This window comes from uncultured Maribacter sp., assembly GCF_947495965.1.
Lineage (GTDB): Bacteria > Bacteroidota > Bacteroidia > Flavobacteriales > Flavobacteriaceae > Maribacter_B.
The window spans coordinates 88,447-106,689 of sequence record NZ_CANMBB010000006.1; the positions used below are offsets into that span (position 1 = coordinate 88,447).

General features: G+C 31.8%; 17 protein-coding genes. 10 read left to right on the plus strand and 7 right to left on the minus strand.

Annotated elements, in window-relative coordinates:
- Positions 1-25: 25 nt before the first annotated feature.
- Together gdhA and Q0820_RS12490 are read right to left on the minus strand one after the other, a co-directional pair.
- Positions 26-1,369 (minus strand): NADP-specific glutamate dehydrogenase, encoded by a 1,344-nt coding sequence (gdhA, locus tag Q0820_RS12485; protein WP_298487978.1) that lies wholly within the window; start codon positions 1,367-1,369, stop codon positions 26-28.
- A gap of 206 nt (positions 1,370-1,575) precedes the next feature.
- Entirely contained in the window at positions 1,576-2,730 is a 1,155-nt protein-coding gene (locus Q0820_RS12490; protein WP_298487979.1) for a PLP-dependent aspartate aminotransferase family protein, read from the minus strand.
- 99 nt (positions 2,731-2,829) lie between these two features.
- Here Q0820_RS12490 and Q0820_RS12495 point away from each other — a divergent pair, with 99 nt between their 5' ends.
- Positions 2,830-3,573, plus strand: a complete 744-nt coding sequence (locus Q0820_RS12495; protein WP_298487980.1) for a DUF3298 and DUF4163 domain-containing protein — start codon at positions 2,830-2,832, stop codon at positions 3,571-3,573.
- A gap of 1 nt (position 3,574) precedes the next feature.
- Here the strand turns inward: Q0820_RS12495 and Q0820_RS12500 are convergent, their stop codons facing one another.
- Positions 3,575-4,039 (minus strand): DinB family protein, encoded by a 465-nt coding sequence (locus tag Q0820_RS12500; protein ID WP_298487981.1) that lies wholly within the window; start codon positions 4,037-4,039, stop codon positions 3,575-3,577.
- Positions 4,040-4,142: 103 nt separating this feature from the next.
- On the opposite strand from Q0820_RS12500, the gene Q0820_RS12505 reads away from it, so the two are divergent.
- Positions 4,143-4,496, plus strand: a complete 354-nt coding sequence (locus Q0820_RS12505; RefSeq protein ID WP_298487982.1) for an ArsC/Spx/MgsR family protein — start codon at positions 4,143-4,145, stop codon at positions 4,494-4,496.
- Complete coding sequence (locus Q0820_RS12510; RefSeq protein WP_298487983.1) at positions 4,493-5,386, plus strand: DMT family transporter; 894 nt, start codon at positions 4,493-4,495, stop codon at positions 5,384-5,386. Before Q0820_RS12505 ends, Q0820_RS12510 begins: the two co-directional genes overlap by 4 nt.
- Here the strand turns inward: Q0820_RS12510 and Q0820_RS12515 are convergent.
- A complete protein-coding gene (locus tag Q0820_RS12515) occupies positions 5,370-5,846 on the minus strand; it encodes a thioesterase family protein (RefSeq protein ID WP_298488090.1) in 477 nt (158 codons plus the stop codon). The two genes, Q0820_RS12510 and Q0820_RS12515, sit on opposite strands and share 17 nt — an antisense overlap.
- Positions 5,847-5,966: 120 nt before the next feature.
- On the opposite strand from Q0820_RS12515, the gene Q0820_RS12520 reads away from it, so the two are divergent.
- The 6 genes from Q0820_RS12520 to Q0820_RS12545 all read left to right on the plus strand — a co-directional run bounded on the left by Q0820_RS12520 (position 5,967) and on the right by Q0820_RS12545 (position 11,953).
- Positions 5,967-6,941: a nitronate monooxygenase gene (locus Q0820_RS12520; protein WP_298487984.1), complete on the plus strand. Its 975-nt coding sequence runs from the start codon at positions 5,967-5,969 to the stop codon at positions 6,939-6,941.
- Positions 6,941-7,345, plus strand: a complete 405-nt coding sequence (locus Q0820_RS12525; protein ID WP_298487985.1) for an ACT domain-containing protein — start codon at positions 6,941-6,943, stop codon at positions 7,343-7,345. Before Q0820_RS12520 ends, Q0820_RS12525 begins: the two co-directional genes overlap by 1 nt.
- Complete coding sequence (locus Q0820_RS12530; protein WP_298487986.1) at positions 7,345-8,310, plus strand: alpha/beta fold hydrolase; 966 nt, start codon at positions 7,345-7,347, stop codon at positions 8,308-8,310. The genes Q0820_RS12525 and Q0820_RS12530 overlap by 1 nt, the downstream gene beginning before the upstream one ends.
- Positions 8,311-8,352: 42 nt before the next feature.
- The gene (locus Q0820_RS12535; protein ID WP_298487987.1) at positions 8,353-8,832 is read left to right on the plus strand and encodes a c-type cytochrome; all 480 of its coding nucleotides are present in this window, start codon (positions 8,353-8,355) and stop codon (positions 8,830-8,832) included.
- A 283-nt stretch (positions 8,833-9,115) separates the two neighbouring features.
- Positions 9,116-10,426 (plus strand): sulfatase-like hydrolase/transferase, encoded by a 1,311-nt coding sequence (locus Q0820_RS12540; RefSeq protein WP_298487988.1) that lies wholly within the window; start codon positions 9,116-9,118, stop codon positions 10,424-10,426.
- Between the two features lie 9 nt (positions 10,427-10,435).
- Complete coding sequence (locus tag Q0820_RS12545) at positions 10,436-11,953, plus strand: arylsulfatase (protein ID WP_298487989.1); 1,518 nt, start codon at positions 10,436-10,438, stop codon at positions 11,951-11,953.
- 65 nt (positions 11,954-12,018) lie between these two features.
- Here Q0820_RS12545 and Q0820_RS12550 read toward each other — a convergent pair whose 3' ends face one another.
- Entirely contained in the window at positions 12,019-13,590 is a 1,572-nt protein-coding gene (locus Q0820_RS12550; RefSeq protein ID WP_298487990.1) for a SulP family inorganic anion transporter, read from the minus strand.
- 234 nt (positions 13,591-13,824) lie between these two features.
- The gene (locus Q0820_RS12555; protein WP_298487991.1) at positions 13,825-14,742 is read right to left on the minus strand and encodes a nicotinic acid mononucleotide adenyltransferase; all 918 of its coding nucleotides are present in this window, start codon (positions 14,740-14,742) and stop codon (positions 13,825-13,827) included.
- Positions 14,743-14,863: 121 nt separating this feature from the next.
- On the opposite strand from Q0820_RS12555, the gene Q0820_RS12560 reads away from it, so the two are divergent.
- Positions 14,864-15,865: an NAD(P)H-dependent glycerol-3-phosphate dehydrogenase gene (locus tag Q0820_RS12560; RefSeq protein ID WP_298487992.1), complete on the plus strand. Its 1,002-nt coding sequence runs from the start codon at positions 14,864-14,866 to the stop codon at positions 15,863-15,865.
- Positions 15,866-15,867: 2 nt separating this feature from the next.
- Here Q0820_RS12560 and pbpC read toward each other — a convergent pair whose 3' ends face one another.
- A complete protein-coding gene (pbpC, locus tag Q0820_RS12565) occupies positions 15,868-18,216 on the minus strand; it encodes a penicillin-binding protein 1C (RefSeq protein ID WP_298487993.1) in 2,349 nt (782 codons plus the stop codon).
- Positions 18,217-18,243: the final 27 nt, after the last annotated feature.

Genomic DNA, 18,243 nt, shown 5'->3' on the forward strand with positions numbered 1-18,243 from the left:
TTATTTTTATATTTAAAAGTTAGGTTTAAATTACTCCTTGTGCTAACATAGCATCTGCTACCTTAACAAAACCTGCAATGTTTGCTCCTTTTACGTAGTTGCAAAAACCATCTTCTTCTTTACCAAACTCAATACAAGAATTATGAATTTCTTCCATTATACCTTTTAATCTTTCATCTACCTCTTCTCTTGTCCAACTAATTCTAAGAGAATTCTGAGACATTTCTAATCCAGAAGTTGCAACACCACCAGCATTAGAAGCCTTTCCTGGAGCAAAAAGTATTTTAGCATCATGAAAAGCATGTATAGCATCTGCTGTAGAAGGCATGTTTGCTCCTTCTGCAACACAAATACATCCATTTGCAATAAGTTGTTTTGCTTGGTCTACATTTAACTCGTTTTGCGTTGCACATGGTAATGCAATATCACATGTAATTCCCCAAGGTTTTTCTCCAGCATGATATGTTGCAGAGCTATATTTTTTAGTATACTCAGAAATACGAGCACGCTTGTTATTCTTTAAATCCATAACAAACGCCAATTTCTCTGAATCTATACCGTCTTTATCATAAATATAACCAGCAGAATCTGAAAGTGTAACCACTTTACCCCCTAACTGAATTACTTTTTCTGCAGCAAATTGCGCTACATTACCAGAACCAGAAATAACAACTGTTTTTCCTTTTATCTCTTGCCCTCTTGTTTTTAACATGCTTTGTGCAAAATATACGGTACCATAACCTGTTGCTTCTGGGCGTATTTTAGAACCTCCCCAAGAAAGACCTTTTCCTGTTAATACTCCCGTAAATTCATTTCTTATTTTTTTATACATTCCAAAAAGGAATCCTATTTCTCTTGCACCAACACCAATATCTCCTGCTGGAACATCCGTATTAGGACCTATATGTCTATTCAACTCTAACATAAAAGCATGACAAAAACGCATTACCTCATCATCAGATTTTCCTTTAGGGTCAAAATCTGAACCACCTTTACCACCACCCATTGGCAGCGTAGTTAAACTGTTTTTAAATACTTGTTCAAAAGCTAAGAATTTAAGAATACTTGCATTTACTGTAGGATGAAAACGCAAACCTCCTTTATAAGGACCAATTGCCGAGTTCATTTGTATACGATATCCTCTGTTTACATGTATATCTCCTTGGTCATCTACCCATGCAACTCTAAACGATATTAAACGTTCTGGCTCTACCATTCTTAATAGAATGTTTTTGCCATTGTAAATTTCATTACTAGCAATGTATGGTATTACAGTTTCTGCTACCTCTTGTACTGCTTGGATAAACTCAGGTTCATGGCCGTTTCTTGCCTTAACCTCATCCATAAAACCTTTAATTTTTGCCTCCATAAAGCTATTTTAATATATTATGTTTTAACAATTTAGAAATATAACGGCGAAATTATAACATTACTATAATTATATCGCTATTTTTTTTAGTTAAATTATCATAATCTTAATTTAACAATCTTAATCTTACATTGTTAAAAAACTTCAAAATTCCCCTTTTAATTGTTCTCTTTAAAAAGCATGCATTTTATACAATGTATTACTAATTAACTTAAGGCATTCTCTAAATCGTCTATTAAATCTTGCGCATCTTCTATACCCACACTAATTCTAATTAATGCATCTTTAATTCCAATTTTTTCACGCTCTTCTTTAGGCATACCACCATGAGACATACTTGCAGGATGCCCAACTAAACTTTCTACACCGCCAAGAGATTCTGCTAATGTAAAAAGTGATAGTTTTTTTATAATAACAATGGTCTTTTCATAACTCCCTTCCTTAGGCAAAAAAGATAACATTGCACCAAAATCTTTCATTTGATGTTTAGCAATTTCATGATTAGGATGATTTACAAAACCTGGCCAAAACACTTTTTCTACTTTAGAATGTTGGTTAAGAAATTCAGCAATTTTTCTTCCATTTTCGCAATGGCGTTGCATTCTTACGTGTAACGTTTTTATTCCACGAAGCACTAAAAAGCTATCCATAGGGCCACTTATTGCTCCACTTGCATTCTGAATAAAATAGAGCTTATCTGCTAATGCTTTATCTTTAACCACGATACCCCCTAAAACAGTATCACTATGTCCTCCTAAATATTTAGTTGCAGAATGCATAACTATATCTGCACCCAAATCTAATGGTGTTTGTAAATATGGCGATGCAAACGTATTATCTACCGCAACTAATACTTCGTGGTTTTCTACTATTTTTGTAATAGCCTTAATATCTATTATGTTAAGCATAGGGTTCGTTGGGGTCTCTAACCAAATAAGTTTTGTTTTATTAGTAATATAAGATTCTATAGAAGCAGCGTTTTGCATATCTACAAAATGAAAAACAACTCCATATTTCTCAAAAACTTGTTTAAATAATCTATAACTTCCTCCATACAAATCATTATTAGATATAACTTCATCTCCTGGACTAAGTAATTTCATTATAGCATCTATAGCCGCAAGCCCACTACCAAAAGCTAATCCGTATTTTCCATTTTCTATACTTGCCATAGCATTTTCTAATGCCGTACGCGTAGGGTTAGCACTCCTAGCATACGCATACCCTTTATGCTCCCCTGGAGTAATTTGTGCAAATGTTGAGGTTTGATATATTGGCGGCATAACTGCTCCATATGCCTTTTCTACCTCTTGTCCTCCATGTATAGTTTTACTATTAAATTTTAAAGATTTATTAGTCATAAAAAAGAATTAGTTAATACTATTTTAAATTTACAGTATTCTCCTTGGAGATTATAACGAAACCGTATTTTTGTGACGTTAAAATAATTATCTCTTTCTATGAAATATATTTATATACTACTTCTTTTATTCCTTGTTTCTATTAGCTGTAAAAATGAAACACTACTAACTTTTGAAACTTTATTCATTGAAGATAAAACTTGTGAAAATTGTCCAGTAGTAACTATTGATATTCCAAAAGCATTAGAAAAAAATACCATTTCTAAAAACATAAATACTGCCTTACAAGAAGAGATAATTGCCCTTTTAAATTTTGATGAAGCAACTAATGTTAACTCTATAAAAACTGCTATTGCATCTTTTAATGAAGGTTACACGAAATTAAAAGATAAATTCCCAGAAGAATCTACAAAATGGGAAGCTGTTATTAATGGAGAGGTGGTATATGAAAATAAATATATACTTACTATAGCTTTAGACTCTTACATTTTTACTGGCGGTGCTCATGGATATTCTGTAAAAAGATTTTTAAATTTTAATAAGAAAAATGGCGCTGAATTAGAAAATTGGGAACTATTTAATACCAATTTTGACTTTGAAAAATTTGCTGAAATTAAATTTAGAATTCAAGAAGATATACCACAAGACACACCTATAAACTATACTGGTTTTATGTTTGAAGAAGATTCTTTTTATTTGCCAGAAAATATTGGTTTTACAAAAGAAGGGATACAACTTTTATATAACCAATATGAAGTAGCATCCTATGCAGATGGCCCCATTACAATAACAATTCCTTATAATGAAGCCAATAAATATTTAGTTACGGGAATTAAAAATTAAACTATTTAGCCAAGGCTCTCCTCAATGCTAAAATTGACCCTAAGTGTATACCCTCATGAAAAACATTAAACGCTATAGCATCTTCAGCACTATCTAAAGTTACCTGTGGCGTTGTTGTATAACTTTCATAGGAAGTAAAAATACCTTTATTATAATCTTCCTCTGTTTGTTTTGGTAATGATAACAACAAAGCTTCCACCTCTTTTATTTCGTCTTCACTTACAGGTTCTTCTGTTGGTACAGTTCCTTTTTTGTATTTCTCTACCAACTCATTAGAAACTAAAAATTCCTTACCACTTTTCCCATATACCAGTAACTGTTGTGTTACAACAACATGTGCAATATTCCAAAATAGATTATTATTAAATCCATCAGGAATTATAAATAGTTCTTCTCTAGGCGTTTCTGTTAAAAATCTTTTAAGAATAATTCTATTCTTCAAGGTAGTATCAAATAATTTTTCCAATAGATTTTTATTTTAAATTAAAGGCTATACATTTTATTTTACCAAAAATAGAAAATTAGGCTTTAATTAGGTTTCTTTGCTTAGTAAACTTTGCAGTAAAAAAATGAAAAAACTATATTACTTAAGCACTTGTGACACCTGTAAAAGAATTATTAATGAATTACAACCTCTAAATAACTTTGAAATGCAGGATATAAAAGTTAATTCTATTTCAAAAAATGATATAGAAAAAATGCAAAACTTAGCAGGTTCTTATGAAGCGCTTTTTAGTAAAAGAGCAAGGTTGTACAAAGAAAGAAACTTAAAAGAAAAAAGATTATCTGAGGAAGATTATAAAAATCTTATCCTAGAACATTATACTTTTTTAAAAAGACCTGTTTTAATTAATGGTAACAAAATCTTTATTGGAAACAGTAAAAAAACGGTTGCAGATGCAAAACTAAATATACATTCTTGAGTACTAGAACACTTGCAATCCTTGCAGCAATAGGTGCAACTACAATTTATGGTATTAACCATACTATTGCTAAGGGAGTTATGCCAATATATGTAAAACCTTTTGGATTTATAATGCTACGGCTAGCAGGTGCAACCATTTTATTTTGGGCTATTTCCTTTTTTGCCCCAAGAGAAAAAATAGAAAAAAAAGACTGGGGCAGACTTTTATTATGTGCCATAACAGGTATGGGTATTAATATGCTTTCTTTTTTTAAAGGATTAGCATTATCTACACCAATAAACAGTGCTGTATTAATTACATTATCTCCTATTTTTGTAGTTGGTTTATCTGCAATATTAATTAAAGAAAAAATTACTTTACAAAAAGGCATAGGTATAGCAATAGGCTTTATTGGCGCGGTTACTTTAATACTTTTTGGTGTAGAGGTAAGACAAGATGCTCCTAATATTCCATTAGGAAACTTACTTTTTATAGTAAATGCAGTTACTTATGGTATATACCTTATTCTAGTAAAAAAACTTATTGAAAAATACCACCCATTTACAGTAATGAAGTGGTTATTTCTTATTGGTACTATTATTTGTTCTCCTATTACTTTGCCAGAATTTTTAGAAATTGAATGGAATTCTTTACCCGTAAATGCTTTAGGGGGTATTATTTTTGTAATTGTCTGCACTACATTCCTTACCTATCTATTTAACATTTATGCCTTAACCAAACTAAAAGCATCTACAGTTAGTTCTTTTGTTTATTTACAACCATTAATAGGTATTATTTTTGCTATTTTGGCAGGAAAAGACCAGATAACTACATTAAAAATAGTTGCAACCCTACTAATAATGTTTGGCGTTTACTTAACAAGTAAAAAACCTAAACCAAATCTTTAGGTATTTTTACAAATTTTCTAGTGTCTTCTTTTGTAAGTACTCTAAACCCTTCAGGTTTCTCTACTTTACTAAATGCATTTAAAAAATCGTCATTAAGACCTGTTAATGCTCTAGTTTTTAAATTTACCCAAGCACCCATCATCTCACAATGTGCAACGTTTCTACCTTTGTAATCATAAAAATTATGGTGAAACTCAAAAAATTTACCGTCTTCACTCATTCCCATAACCTCCATAGACACTCTCACTGGTTTTCCAGGAAAAACTTCTTTAAAATAATACACATGTTCATAAAAAACCACAGGACCAATACCTTGCTCTTCCATAGTTTTATGATTAAACCCTAATTCCATTAAAAAAGCCATTCTAGTATGGCTCATAAAATTTAAATATGCAGAGTTTGCTAAATGTCTATTAGCGTCTACATCACTCCATCTAATTTCAAAATCTTTTAAATACATAGTTATTTTTTTGTTATGCATGCATAATACTTCATAAAAATAGTATAGTTTTGAAGAACAAGGAACATTTTAAGATAAAAATATTCTTAAATTTAATAGTTAACTCTAAAGTAAACACTTATGACTGCAAAACCATCTTTTATAAAAGAGCTCTCTTTACCAGCTGTTGCTGCACCAATGTTTTTAATCTCTGGACCGCAATTAGTAATTGAATGTTGTAAAAATGGCATTGTAGGCACCTTTCCTGCTCTTAACCAACGTACTAGTGAAGGATTTGAAGAATGGCTTATAGAAATACAAACCGTTTTAAGTGCTTTTGAAAAAGAAACTGGAAAAAAAGCGGCTCCTTTTGGTGTTAATCTTATTGTGCACCCAACAAATCCAAGATTACAAGAAGATATAAAGCTTTGTATTAAATATAAAGTGCCGTTAGTAATTACTTCTTTAGGTGCAGTATCGCAAGTAGTAGATGCTATTCATAGCTATGGTGGACTAGTTTTTCATGATGTGATTAAAAAACGTCATGCAAAAAAAGCTGCAGGAGCCGGTGTAGATGGTTTAATTTTAGTTGCAGCAGGAGCTGGCGGACATGGAGGCACTATAAATCCTATGACTTTAGTTTCTGAAATAAAGCAGTTTTTTGATAAAACAATTTTGCTCTCTGGTTGCATAAGTACTGGAAGAGATATTGCCTCTGCATTACAAATGGGGGCGGATTTAGCATATATGGGAACTCGCTTTATTAATACCAATGAAAGTAAAGCTACAGAGGAATATAGAAAAATGATTATTGAAGCAGGAGCTAGCGATGTTGTTTATACGGCATCTATCTCTGGTGTACATGCTAATTTCTTAGGTGCAAGTTTACAAGCTGCAGGAATTACAGAAGAAGATTTAAAAAAAGACACAAAAATAGACTTTGGAAAAGAGATGGATACCGAGGCTAAAGCATGGAAAACTATATGGTCTGCTGGGCAAGGTGTTGCTAACATAGAAAATACTACTTCTGTTTCTAATTTGGTTTCTACTCTAAAAACAGAATTTAAATCTGCCATAGAAGAACAAACAAAGTATTTAGAAATATACCCTAAATAATGTCTGGAGAAAAAAATTTAGGAAAATTAATAATTGGAATGACTCCAATTCTACATGAAGGAACTTATGTATTTTCTACGGTTAAAAATCTAAATTTAGTATCTAGAGAAGACACCATTTGTGAGTTTAAAGAAAAAGAAGGGACAACAATAGTGATAGAGCAGCAAAAAGCAGATGCAATAGGACTTACCTATGATTATGTAGCGGCATGGCTAACATTAACTATACATTCCTCATTAGAAGCTGTAGGCTTAACAGCATTATTTTCTTCGGAACTTGCAAAACATGAAATAAGTTGTAATGTAATTGCTGGGTACTATCACGATCATATTTTTGTAGATATTAAAAATGCAGAAAAAGCAATGACTGTTCTCTCTAATCTATCTAAGAATTCTACAAAATAGTGCCTCTTATAACCTCCACATATAATCCACCGTTAGCCTTTAAAAACGGTCATTTTTCTACCATTTATTCTGGCTTATTTAGAAAAGTCTCTGGAGTAACTCAAGAACGAGAAAGAATACTATTGCCAGATAGCGATTTTTTAGATTTAGACTGGAGTTATTCTAAAATGCAAACCAAAAAACTCGTCATTATAGTTCATGGGCTAGAAGGTAATGCGCAAAGAGCTTATGTATTAGGAAGTGCAAAATTATTTAATGCTTCTAATTATGATTGTTGCTCTATAAATTTACGAGGCTGTAGCGGTGAGATTAACTCTTTGTTTCGTTCCTACCACTCTGGTGCCACAGAAGACTTAAAAGCCGTAATTACCCATATTCTAGAAAATAAAAACTATGACGAACTTTATTTAAAAGGATTTAGTCTTGGCGGAAATTTAATTTTAAAATATTTAGGAAAAGAGCCAAAAAAAGTTCCTAATCAAATTAAATCTGCAGTTACAATATCAGTCCCCTGCAGCTTAAATAATTCTCAAGAGCAGTTTTTAAAAGCAAATAACATTTTATATGCTAAACGTTTTAAAAAACACCTTAAAAAGAAATTAATAGAAAAACAGATTCTTTTTCCTGACTTAATTTCGTTAAAACAAATTCAAAACATAAAGACTTTAAAAGATTTTGACGACACGTATACGAGTAAAGCTCACGGCTTTAAAAATGCGTTAGACTACTATAAGCAGTGTAGTTCTCTTCAGTTTTTACCTAATATTAAAATTCCAACTTTATTAATAAATGCAAAAAATGATTCTTTTTTAGGAGCCGAATGCTATCCATACTTAGAAGCAAAAAATAGCGCTTATTTATATTTTGAAATTCCTAATTTTGGTGGCCATGTTGGCTTTTTTGGCAAAAAAAACATCACTTATAGCGAAAAAAGAGGGTTAAATTTCTTTAATGAAGTGTATTAATTTTTTCTATTTATTATCTTAGGCGCAAAATCAAACAAAACAATGAAAAAAATATTCAGCATTTTAGCATTAGGAGCCTTAATTGTAAGCTGCGGAGAGAAAAAAGAAGAGAAAAAACCTGGTTTTGAAATGAACAGAACCAAAACAGAAGCAAAAACTACCACAGAGACTCAAGAAGTACCTGTAGATTTAAGTAATAAAGGTGTAGGGCCAATTACTTCTATAACACTTGATACTGATATTAATACAGATATGGCTACTGCTGGCGAAGAAAAATTTAAAACAGTTTGTACTGCTTGCCATATGGTAGATAAACGTATGATTGGACCTGCTTTAGAAGGTGTTTTAGAACGCAGAAGTCCAGAATGGGTAATGAATATGATTTTAAACCCAGATAAAATGATAAAAGAAGATCCTATTGCACAGGCTTTACTAAAAGAGTATAATAACGCAATAATGATTAATCAAAATCTTAGCGAAGGTGATGCTAGGTCTATTTTAGAATACCTAAGAACATTATAAAAACGTTCAAAAATATATAATAAAAGAGCCACCTAATTAGGTGGCTCTTTTATTTTTAGTTCCATTATACTTTCCTTTCTATAAACAACTGTACTAACTTATAGATCATATGTAGCAATACTTACCACTATATATAAGTAGTTTTACTCTCAAAATATATTACATTATAAAATTAGGATTTGGTATTCACTTTAGTATTGCCATAATTACCTACATAAACTCTAGATTCTATTAAAGTTTATTGGGAAAAAATCTGACATTATAATCAATAAAAAATAAAAAAATGTGTAAGCTAGTTTTAACTATATCTGTTCTACTTTTTCATTTTGTAGTAATAGGACAATATAATATTATAGTAATAGAATCTGATGATCAAAGTAATGTTGCTGTAGGCGCCTATGATTTTGGTACTATAAAAACCCCTAACATTGATAAAATAGCAAAATCCGGAGTCTATTTTACTAATGCATACAATATGGGATGCTGGTCTCCAGCTGTTTGTATACCTAGTAGAACTATGTTATTTAATGGTACATATCTTTGGAAGGCATCTAAAATTACAGCGAAAAATGTTCCAGGTCTTTCACTAACAGAGCGTTTAAAAAATGCTGGTTACGAAACTTATTTTACAGGAAAATGGCATGCTTTAGGAAAATCTCCTAAAAACACTTTTGATCATTATGGAACTATACTACCTGGCCAATTAAAAACCTACATAAGTACTAAAGGGCATTATACAGATGTTGTTGGCGAAGAATCTATAGCATTCATTAACGAGGCTGCTAAAAACAAAAAGCCATTTTTTTTATATACAGCATTGAATGCGCCACATGTACCAAGGCAAACAGAGCAAAAATACTACGACATGTACCCTATAGAAGACATTGAACTTCCTCCTAGTGTTAAAGCAGGTCCTTTACATCCTCATATAAAATACAACTATACCACAGCTCCTTTAAACCTAAAAACAATGAAAAAGCGTTACCAACAAAACAATGCAATGGTAACCCATATGGATGATCGTATTGGAGACATTATAACTGCATTAAAGAAAAACGGAATCTATGATAACTCTATAATTGTATTTATGTCTGATCATGGAATAAGTTTTGGTGAAAATGGCGTTGCTGGTAAAGTATGCCTTTATGATATTAGCGCAAAGGCTCCATTAATAATTATGGGTCCTGGAATACCAAAAAACACTAAAAGAAGTCAACGTATTTACTTACAAGATATTTACCCTACAATTTTAGAGCTAGCGGGAATTAAAATTCCTGAGTATATAGAATTTAATTCCTTAACGCCACAAATTAAAAACAAAGTAAAACCAAGCCCTTATAGCTCTATCTATTTAGCCATGTTTAATGACCAAAGAGCTATTGTTGCAGACAATTATAAACTTATACTTTACCCCAAAACAAAGGCGTCTGAATTATACAATCTAAAAATAGACCCTTGGGAAACCAATAATATTATTTCCGAGAAAAAATCTATCTCCAAAATAAAAAAATTAGGGAGCGCTTTTTTAGAATGGCAAAAAAATACTGGCGATACTTTAAGCTTAAAAAATATATACCCAACCTATTTTAAATAAACATTATTCATGAAAATTAAAAACGTATACCTTTTAGGTGTTTTAATATTGTCCACTCTTGCTAAAGCTCAAGAAAAACCAAATGTTATAGTTGTTTTAGCAGATGATATTGGGGTAGGAGATATTTCTTATTACAGAAAAATGTATTCTGATAAAGTCATAGTTAAAACTCCAACTATTGATAAGTTAGTTAATAATGGAATGGTTTTTACTAATGCACATTCTCCTGCTGCATTATGCGCTCCCTCTCGTTATGCTATAATGACAGGAAATCATTGTTACCGAAGCGACTTTCCGTGGGGAGTTTGGGGTGCTTACCAAGAATCTCCAATTAAGCCAAAACAACTTACACTAGGAAAACTTATGAAAAATGCTGGTTACCAAACTGCATTTTTAGGCAAATGGCATTTAGGAGGTAATTATTATACAAAAAGAGATCCTACCAAAATATATAGAGGTCCAAGAAATAAACCAGAAACCGAAGTAGATATTAGTAAAATTGTTTCTGGAGGGCCACAATCTAACGGTTTTGATTATAGTGTAACCTTAGCTGCAGGAATACAGGCTTCTCCTTATGCAGTTTATGAAAATGGAAAATTAATGCCTTTAGAAAACGATTCTAAAATTAGTTTTATTTCGCAAGAGAAAATGAATAAAATAGGGGTGAAATTAGATAAGTTAGAAGGTTTAGGGGATAGCAATTGGGATCCTCATAAAATTGGTGGCGTTTTAGCTAATAAAGCAGTCTCTTATATTGAAAGTAGAAAAGCCGAAAAGCCTTTCTTTATATTTTACTCTACCCAAGCAGTGCATTTACCACATACCCCATCTAGAGAATTAAATGGCAAAAAAGTTGCTGGCACAACTCCTTCTAATCATTTAGACCTAGTTAAAGAGCTAGATATTCAAATAGAAATGCTTGTACAAACTTTAAAGAAAAAGAACCTATATGATAACACTTTAATAATTATAACCTCTGACAACGGTGGTTTACACACTCCTAATACACTAAAGGCTAATCATAATTCTAGCAGTATGTACCGTGGGCATAAAAATCTTTGTTATGAAGGTGGTCATCGTGTTCCTTTTATTGCTTCATGGCCAAATAAGATAAAACCAAATTCTAAATCTGATGTTCCAATTATTGGTCTAGATATATTGGCTACATTAGCAGATGTTACAAAGCAGAAAATAAACCCAAATAATGCTTTAGACTCCTCTACTTTACTTCCTTTACTTTTAGGTGAGTCAACAGCAAATCCACATCCTTTTTTAATGCTACAAAGCGGAACCGCTAAAGAAGTAATAATTACAGAAAATAATTATAAGCTAATTATAAAAGTAGACAAAAAGGATAAAACCGATAAAACTAGAACACCTTATGCTCTTTTTAATCTTAAAGAAAACCCAACGGAAAATGAAGAGAAAAATTTAATAAACATTCCAAAGTACAAAAAGAAGATAGATTATTTATTTAAAAAATATAATACTACAAGAGATAGTAAAATTGCCACGGGAGTTCGGTAAAACAAACTAAAAAAGCGCAGTAAAGAATAATCTTTTACCGCGCTTTTTTTAATACTTAATAAGCCTTACTTAGCAACCACTTTATAAGTAGGGTCCTCTAAAACATTAACATCAATAATATCATCGGCATTTTTAAGTAAGCGTATACAATCTTTACTTAAATGTCTTAGATGTACTTTTTTACCTACTTTTTGGTAGCGCTCCGTAAGCTTATTTAAAGCTTCTATACCAGACATATCTGCTACTCTACTATCTTTAAAATCTATAATAATTTCATCAGGATCTCCTTGTACATCAAACTTTTCATTAAAAAGTGTTGTAGAACCAAAAAATAAAGGACCAAAAATTTCATAGTGCTTTACACCATTATCATCTACATGTTTTCTTGCTCTAATACGTTTTGCATTTTCCCAAGAATATGCCAATGCAGATATTATTACTCCTAATAAAACAGCTACTGCAAGGTTGTGGGTTATTGCAGTAATTAAAGTAACTAATACCATTACTATAACGTCTGAGTTTGGCATTTTTCTAAACGTTTTAAAACTTGCCCATTCAAAAGTACCTATAGCAACCATAAACATTAAACCTACTAAAGCAGCCATTGGTAATTGTTCTATTAGATTAGAACCAAACATAATAAACACCAATAACATTACTGCAGCAGTAATACCTGATAAACGTGCTCTTGCTCCAGAAGAAGTGTTAATTAAACTTTGCCCAATCATTGCACAACCACCCATTCCGGATAAAAACCCAGAAAGTATATTTGCGGTTCCTTGTGCTACACACTCTTTATTACCACTACCTCTGGTATCTGTAATTTCATCAATAATATTTAAGGTTAGTAAACTCTCTATTAAACCTACACCAGCCACAATTGCAGCATATGGGAAAATAATTTTGATAGTTTCTAACGTGAATGGAATATTAGGAATAGAAATAGGAGGAAAACCACCTTTTATAGATTCTCCTTCTTTCATAGTATCTGCCACAGTAAGCGTGTCTATACCAAAGCCTAAAACAATTGCAGAAACTACTATAATTGCCACTAAAGAAGAAGGTACTGCTTTTGTTAATTTAGGTAACCCCCAAATTATTAACATGGTCAAAAGCGTTAATCCTAGCATTATATACATAGAACTGCCTTCTAAAAGACTGTCTGTTCCTTTTTGATAAAAATTAGGAAACTGCGCCATGAATATAATTATAGCCAAACCGTTTACAAAACCAAACATTACAGGATGCGGTACTAGTCTTATAAATTTCCCTAAGCGCAAAACACCAGCTAATATTTGTAATACTCCTGCAATAATTACGGTTGCAAAGACATAATTAAGAATTGACTCTGGCTCTATTCCTGGAAAGTTTCTTTTTAATTCTAAAATAAGGCCAATAAAAACAACTGCAACAGCACCAGTTGCTCCAGATATCATTCCTGGTCTACCTCCAAAAATAGAGGTAATTAATGCCAATACAAAAGCGGCATAAAGCCCTGTTAATGGAGAAAATCCCGGAATTAATGCAAAAGCAATTGCTTCTGGAACTAATGCTAAGGCTACTGTTAATCCAGAAAGTATTTCTGTTTTATAATCTACTTTTTGTTTAAAGTCGAAAAGATTAAGATACTTTTTCATATCACTAATTTAAGGGCGCAAAAATAGAACAAATTCTTTTGGAACACCTTAAACTGTTTAATAATTAAAGATATAGCGGTTTTTTATTAAAAATTTAAACTTCTTAATGTTCTTAATAACAATCCATTAGGAATTATATAAATAAAAAACCGCCTTAAACATATTGCTTAAAGCGGTTCTTAACTAAATAACCAACCAAAAATTCTTGAAAGAGAATTTAATACTTTTCTCTTATTATTTTATTTTTCTACTTCGTTTTACATGCATTGTGGGGTTCGAAGTCTTTTCTCTCTTTTTACTTACCGAGTTTTTACCCGACTTTAAGTACTGCTGATATCCTTTTCCTGTAAACTCATAAACCGTTTTACTATCTGGGTGATAAAGCTCTATAGTACTATCATTAATAACGTATAGTTCAAAGTAATCATTGCCCATGAAATCATATGCAAGTGTTAAAGTTTTAAGCGTTTCATCGTTTTCTATGTTATACACCTGATAATCTCCTTCAAAATCCCATTGTAATCTAGAAATAGAGGTTCCATTTTTATCTATAGAAGATCTAAAAAAGTCTGGTAAAAACTGTAAAAAATTCTCTTCATCAAAATCGTTTATAGCTCCTTCTTCACTAGTATAACTTTTTTCCCAAGCATCATACTCTTGTAAAAAGTAATTTATGTTATCATAAAACACATAATCATAATCAAACGTATCTGTATAATATCCTTTTAAAAAGTAAGATGTTCTAGATCCAGCATCATACAATTCTATGGTATTATTATTAACTGTAAGCACCTCTAATATCCAAGAACCATCCACAACATGATCTATATCTACCGCACCACTATAGCCGTCATAATAACCTACAGGAATTCCAAAACCATTTCCTGTATTGCCAATACCTACAATATTATTATTAGCATACATTTTTCCATTTTTAAATGAAACTGTAAATGCTCTTTGTAAAAAAGGAACTTCGCCATTACCCTTGGTAGCATTAATATCTATATACCATAAGTCATAAGATTGTAACACCTGATTGGTGGTATAAATTGGCTCGTCTATAAATTCATCTTCTATTAATACTTCTGCATAACAAGAAGAAAGTAAGGTTCCTACTAATATAAATCCCATAAGTAATTTTACTGCTTTCATCTTTTAACTATTTTAAATTCCTTTAATACAAAACAAACCTCATGCCAAAAAATTTACAATGCTTCTATTGTACTATAGAAAGCTCCTTAAATTTTGGTAATTTTGGAACATTAATACTATAATGTACAAACAAATGAAATTTGCAGTTTTAGGAGGGGGAAGTTGGGCAACAGCTATTGTTAAGATGCTAACCGAAAACCAAGATCAGGTTATTTGGTATATGCGTAATGAAGATGCTATTGCTCATATTAAAACTGAAAAACATAATCCTAACTATTTAAGTTCTGTAGAATTTCACTTGGATCAACTACAATTAACTTCAGATATAAACGAAGCTATTTCTAATGCAGATTTATTGTTATTTGCTATTCCGTCTGCTTTTTTAGATAGTGAATTGCAAAAGCTTACCGTCTCATTAGAAAATAAAATTGTTTTTTCTGCTATAAAAGGAATTGTTCCTGAAACTGGGTTAATTGTTGGAGAGCATTTTCATGAAAAGTACGCTATCCCTTTTGAAAATATTGGTGTTTTAACTGGTCCTTGCCATGCAGAAGAGGTAGCCTTAGAGAGGCTATCTTATTTAACTATTGCTTGTGCAGACCAGGAAAAGGCGACAATTGTAGCAGAAAACTTAAAAAGTCATTACATAAAAACTAAAATATCGGACGATATTATAGGTACAGAATACGCTGCTATGTTAAAAAATATTTATGCAATTGCAGCAGGGATTTCTCATGGTCTTGGTTATGGAGACAACTTTCAGAGTGTTCTTATGAGTAACTCTATTAGAGAAATGAAACGCTTTATTAAGCGTGTACATAAAATGAAAAGAAACATTAACAATTCTGCTTATTTAGGCGATTTGTTAGTTACTGGGTATTCTACTTTTAGCCGTAACCGTATGTTTGGTAATATGATTGGTAAAGGGTATACTGTAAAAAGTGCCATGATGGAAATGAGTATGGTGGCAGAAGGATATTACGCTACCAAAAGTGCACATTTACTAATGCAAAAAATTAATAAAGAATCTGGAACCCCTATTATAGATGCTGTTTATGAAGTATTGTATAAAGGTAGAAACCCAAAAAAAATATTTACTGCACTTACCGATAAGTTAGATTAAATTTACTCTACAGTAATATGTATTATTGCTTCATTTCCTAAAGCATCTAAAACTGTAATTTTGTGTTTTCCTTCTGAAGGAATAATTCCAATTTCATGAAAATTAGTTGTTTCTTTTATAAACTCTTCATCTACATACCAATACACTGGTGTTTCTTGTTTAGAGTGCGCTAGCTTTAAAATAAGTTCTCCCTTTTCCCCATTAAAACCTTTAGTAAGCGTAATTCTGTTTCCATCCTTTGGGTAAATAAACTGCATAGGAGAAACATTTGTTGGCTTGCATGCCCTTTTAAAGCTTGGGAGTATTCTATAATCAAGATGCGTTTTTTTATAATAAAACTCCATTAAGGGTGGTAATACAAACCAAGATTCTGTTATAGTAGTAGATAAATCTGCGCAGGAAGAATTTACCCTAAATTGTTTCTTAGCATCTAATTGTATGTTTTTATGATAAGAGCATACCTTAATTTTATTTTCTTTATTTGGAATAGAAATAGTTTTTGTGGGACAAATAGGTGTTGCTAAATACCCACTTTTAGAACAAATATTAACATCTACAAATGCATCTAGAGGCTTTAAAAACCAGTCCGATTTTGGTAGCACATCAAAAACATCAAATAAAATAGGAGCTGCACTATGTACTCCAGTATGGTTTGGTCTTCCTTCCCCATCTGCATTGCCTGCCCAAACACCAACCACATAATCTTTAGTTACCCCAATAGCCCAAGCATCTTTATTACCATAGCTAGTCCCGGTTTTCCATGCTACTTCTTTACTACTATCATAAAACTCCCAAGACTCACTCCCTTCTGGCCTATTTACCTCTTTCATAGCTTCAAAGGCTAAATAAATACTTGCAGCATCAAAACTATTTTTCTCCTTAGTAAGCTCTCCAAAATTTATAGAATCTTCCTGTTTTATAATTGGTTCTACAAATTCATTTTTATAATACTCACTAGAAGTCTCGTTAAAATGATTTACTGTAGAAGCTAAATTTGCATAGGTCTTGCATAAATCCCACAAATTACTTTCTGCACCTCCTAAAATTAAAGTTAACCCATAATGGTCCGCAGATTTATTAACTCCTCCCAAATTAAAATAGTTAAGTTGGTCTCTAAACTTTTCTAAACCATAAGACTGTAATAAGCGAACCGCAGGTATGTTTAAAGAGCGTGCTAGTGCTTTTTTTGCAGTTACGGCTCCACTATAATCTTCATTAAAATTTTCTGGTGTGTACCCGGCAATTTGTGTAGGTACGTCTGGCACTAACATTTCTGGTAATAGCTCTCCTGCATCTAACATTGCAGTATATAGCAAAGGCTTAATAACACTACCTGTACTTCTATTTGCTCTAATTATATTAACATCTTTTTGGTATTCTTTTGTAGTTGGTGTGTTCCCAACATAAGCTAAGACTTTTCTAGTCTTTACTTCTAAAACTAAAATTGCAGCGTTATGCACTAAATTTTGTTTTAATCTTTGGTAATGCTTCTCTAGAATCCTATTTGCATTTTGTTGCAATGTCCTATCTATAGAGGTTACTACACATTTCCCGTTATTATTTTTTGTTATTTCTTGTACTAAATGTGGAGCAATTTGCGGTAAAGCATACGGCTTTTTTGGTAATTCTTCTAATAGTGCTAATTCATAGGTAGTTTTGTCTAAAACACCTGTATTCAATAATTTTTTTAAAAGTCGGTTCCTTTTAAATAATAATTGTTCTTGATTTTTTCCTGGGTAAATTAAACTTGGAGCGTTTGGCAGCACCGCTAAAGTAGCAGATTGTGCCCATGATAATTGATGAGATTGTAAACCATAGTAACGCCAAGAAGCTACTTCTAAACCTACTACATTACCACCAAATGGAGCATTACTAGTATACAATTCTAAAATTTCTTTTTTAGAATGTCTTAACTCTAATCTTGTTGCCCAAACTAACTCTATTAACTTTTCTAGGTAAGACCGTTTCTTATTCTCTCTGGCTAAGCGTATCACTTGTTGGGTAATTGTACTACCTCCACGGAGGGTTTTACCTGCTAATAAATTTGTTTTAATAGCCTTAGCCATTGAAACAGGGTTAAAGCCAGGGTGTTTATAAAAATAAGCATCTTCAAACTCAAGAATACAGGTTTTAAATTTATAAGGAACACTATCTACTTTTGGAAACCGCCATTGCCCATCTGCTGCAATAGTGGCTCCTATTAAAACCTTATCATTACTTTTTATTACTGTAGCTTTAGGAGAACTAAATAAAACCTCAGGAAGGCAAAAGTAATACGCAATACATAGAACACATACTAGAACTAATTTCTTTGGATGCTTTTTTATAAACTGTACAACTTTATTTTTCATAAGTACGAAGTCATCCTACGTAACAAT

Bases quoted from the DNA above. Each gene is read 5' to 3' on its own strand.
- gdhA (WP_298487978.1), bottom strand. From the start codon at position 1,369: ATGGAGGCAAAAATTAAAGGTTTTATGGATGAGGTTAAGGCAAGAAAC.
- Q0820_RS12490 (WP_298487979.1), bottom strand. From the start codon at position 2,730: ATGACTAATAAATCTTTAAAATTTAATAGTAAAACTATACATGGAGGA.
- Q0820_RS12495 (WP_298487980.1), top strand. From the start codon at position 2,830: ATGAAATATATTTATATACTACTTCTTTTATTCCTTGTTTCTATTAGC.
- Q0820_RS12505 (WP_298487982.1), top strand. From the start codon at position 4,143: ATGAAAAAACTATATTACTTAAGCACTTGTGACACCTGTAAAAGAATT.
- Q0820_RS12515 (WP_298488090.1), bottom strand. From the start codon at position 5,846: ATGTATTTAAAAGATTTTGAAATTAGATGGAGTGATGTAGACGCTAAT.
- Q0820_RS12520 (WP_298487984.1), top strand. From the start codon at position 5,967: ATGACTGCAAAACCATCTTTTATAAAAGAGCTCTCTTTACCAGCTGTT.
- Q0820_RS12525 (WP_298487985.1), top strand. From the start codon at position 6,941: ATGTCTGGAGAAAAAAATTTAGGAAAATTAATAATTGGAATGACTCCA.
- Q0820_RS12535 (WP_298487987.1), top strand. From the start codon at position 8,353: ATGAAAAAAATATTCAGCATTTTAGCATTAGGAGCCTTAATTGTAAGC.
- Q0820_RS12540 (WP_298487988.1), top strand. From the start codon at position 9,116: ATGTGTAAGCTAGTTTTAACTATATCTGTTCTACTTTTTCATTTTGTA.
- Q0820_RS12545 (WP_298487989.1), top strand. From the start codon at position 10,436: ATGAAAATTAAAAACGTATACCTTTTAGGTGTTTTAATATTGTCCACT.
- Q0820_RS12550 (WP_298487990.1), bottom strand. From the start codon at position 13,590: ATGAAAAAGTATCTTAATCTTTTCGACTTTAAACAAAAAGTAGATTAT.
- Q0820_RS12555 (WP_298487991.1), bottom strand. From the start codon at position 14,742: ATGAAAGCAGTAAAATTACTTATGGGATTTATATTAGTAGGAACCTTA.
- Q0820_RS12560 (WP_298487992.1), top strand. From the start codon at position 14,864: ATGTACAAACAAATGAAATTTGCAGTTTTAGGAGGGGGAAGTTGGGCA.
- pbpC (WP_298487993.1), bottom strand. From the start codon at position 18,216: ATGAAAAATAAAGTTGTACAGTTTATAAAAAAGCATCCAAAGAAATTA.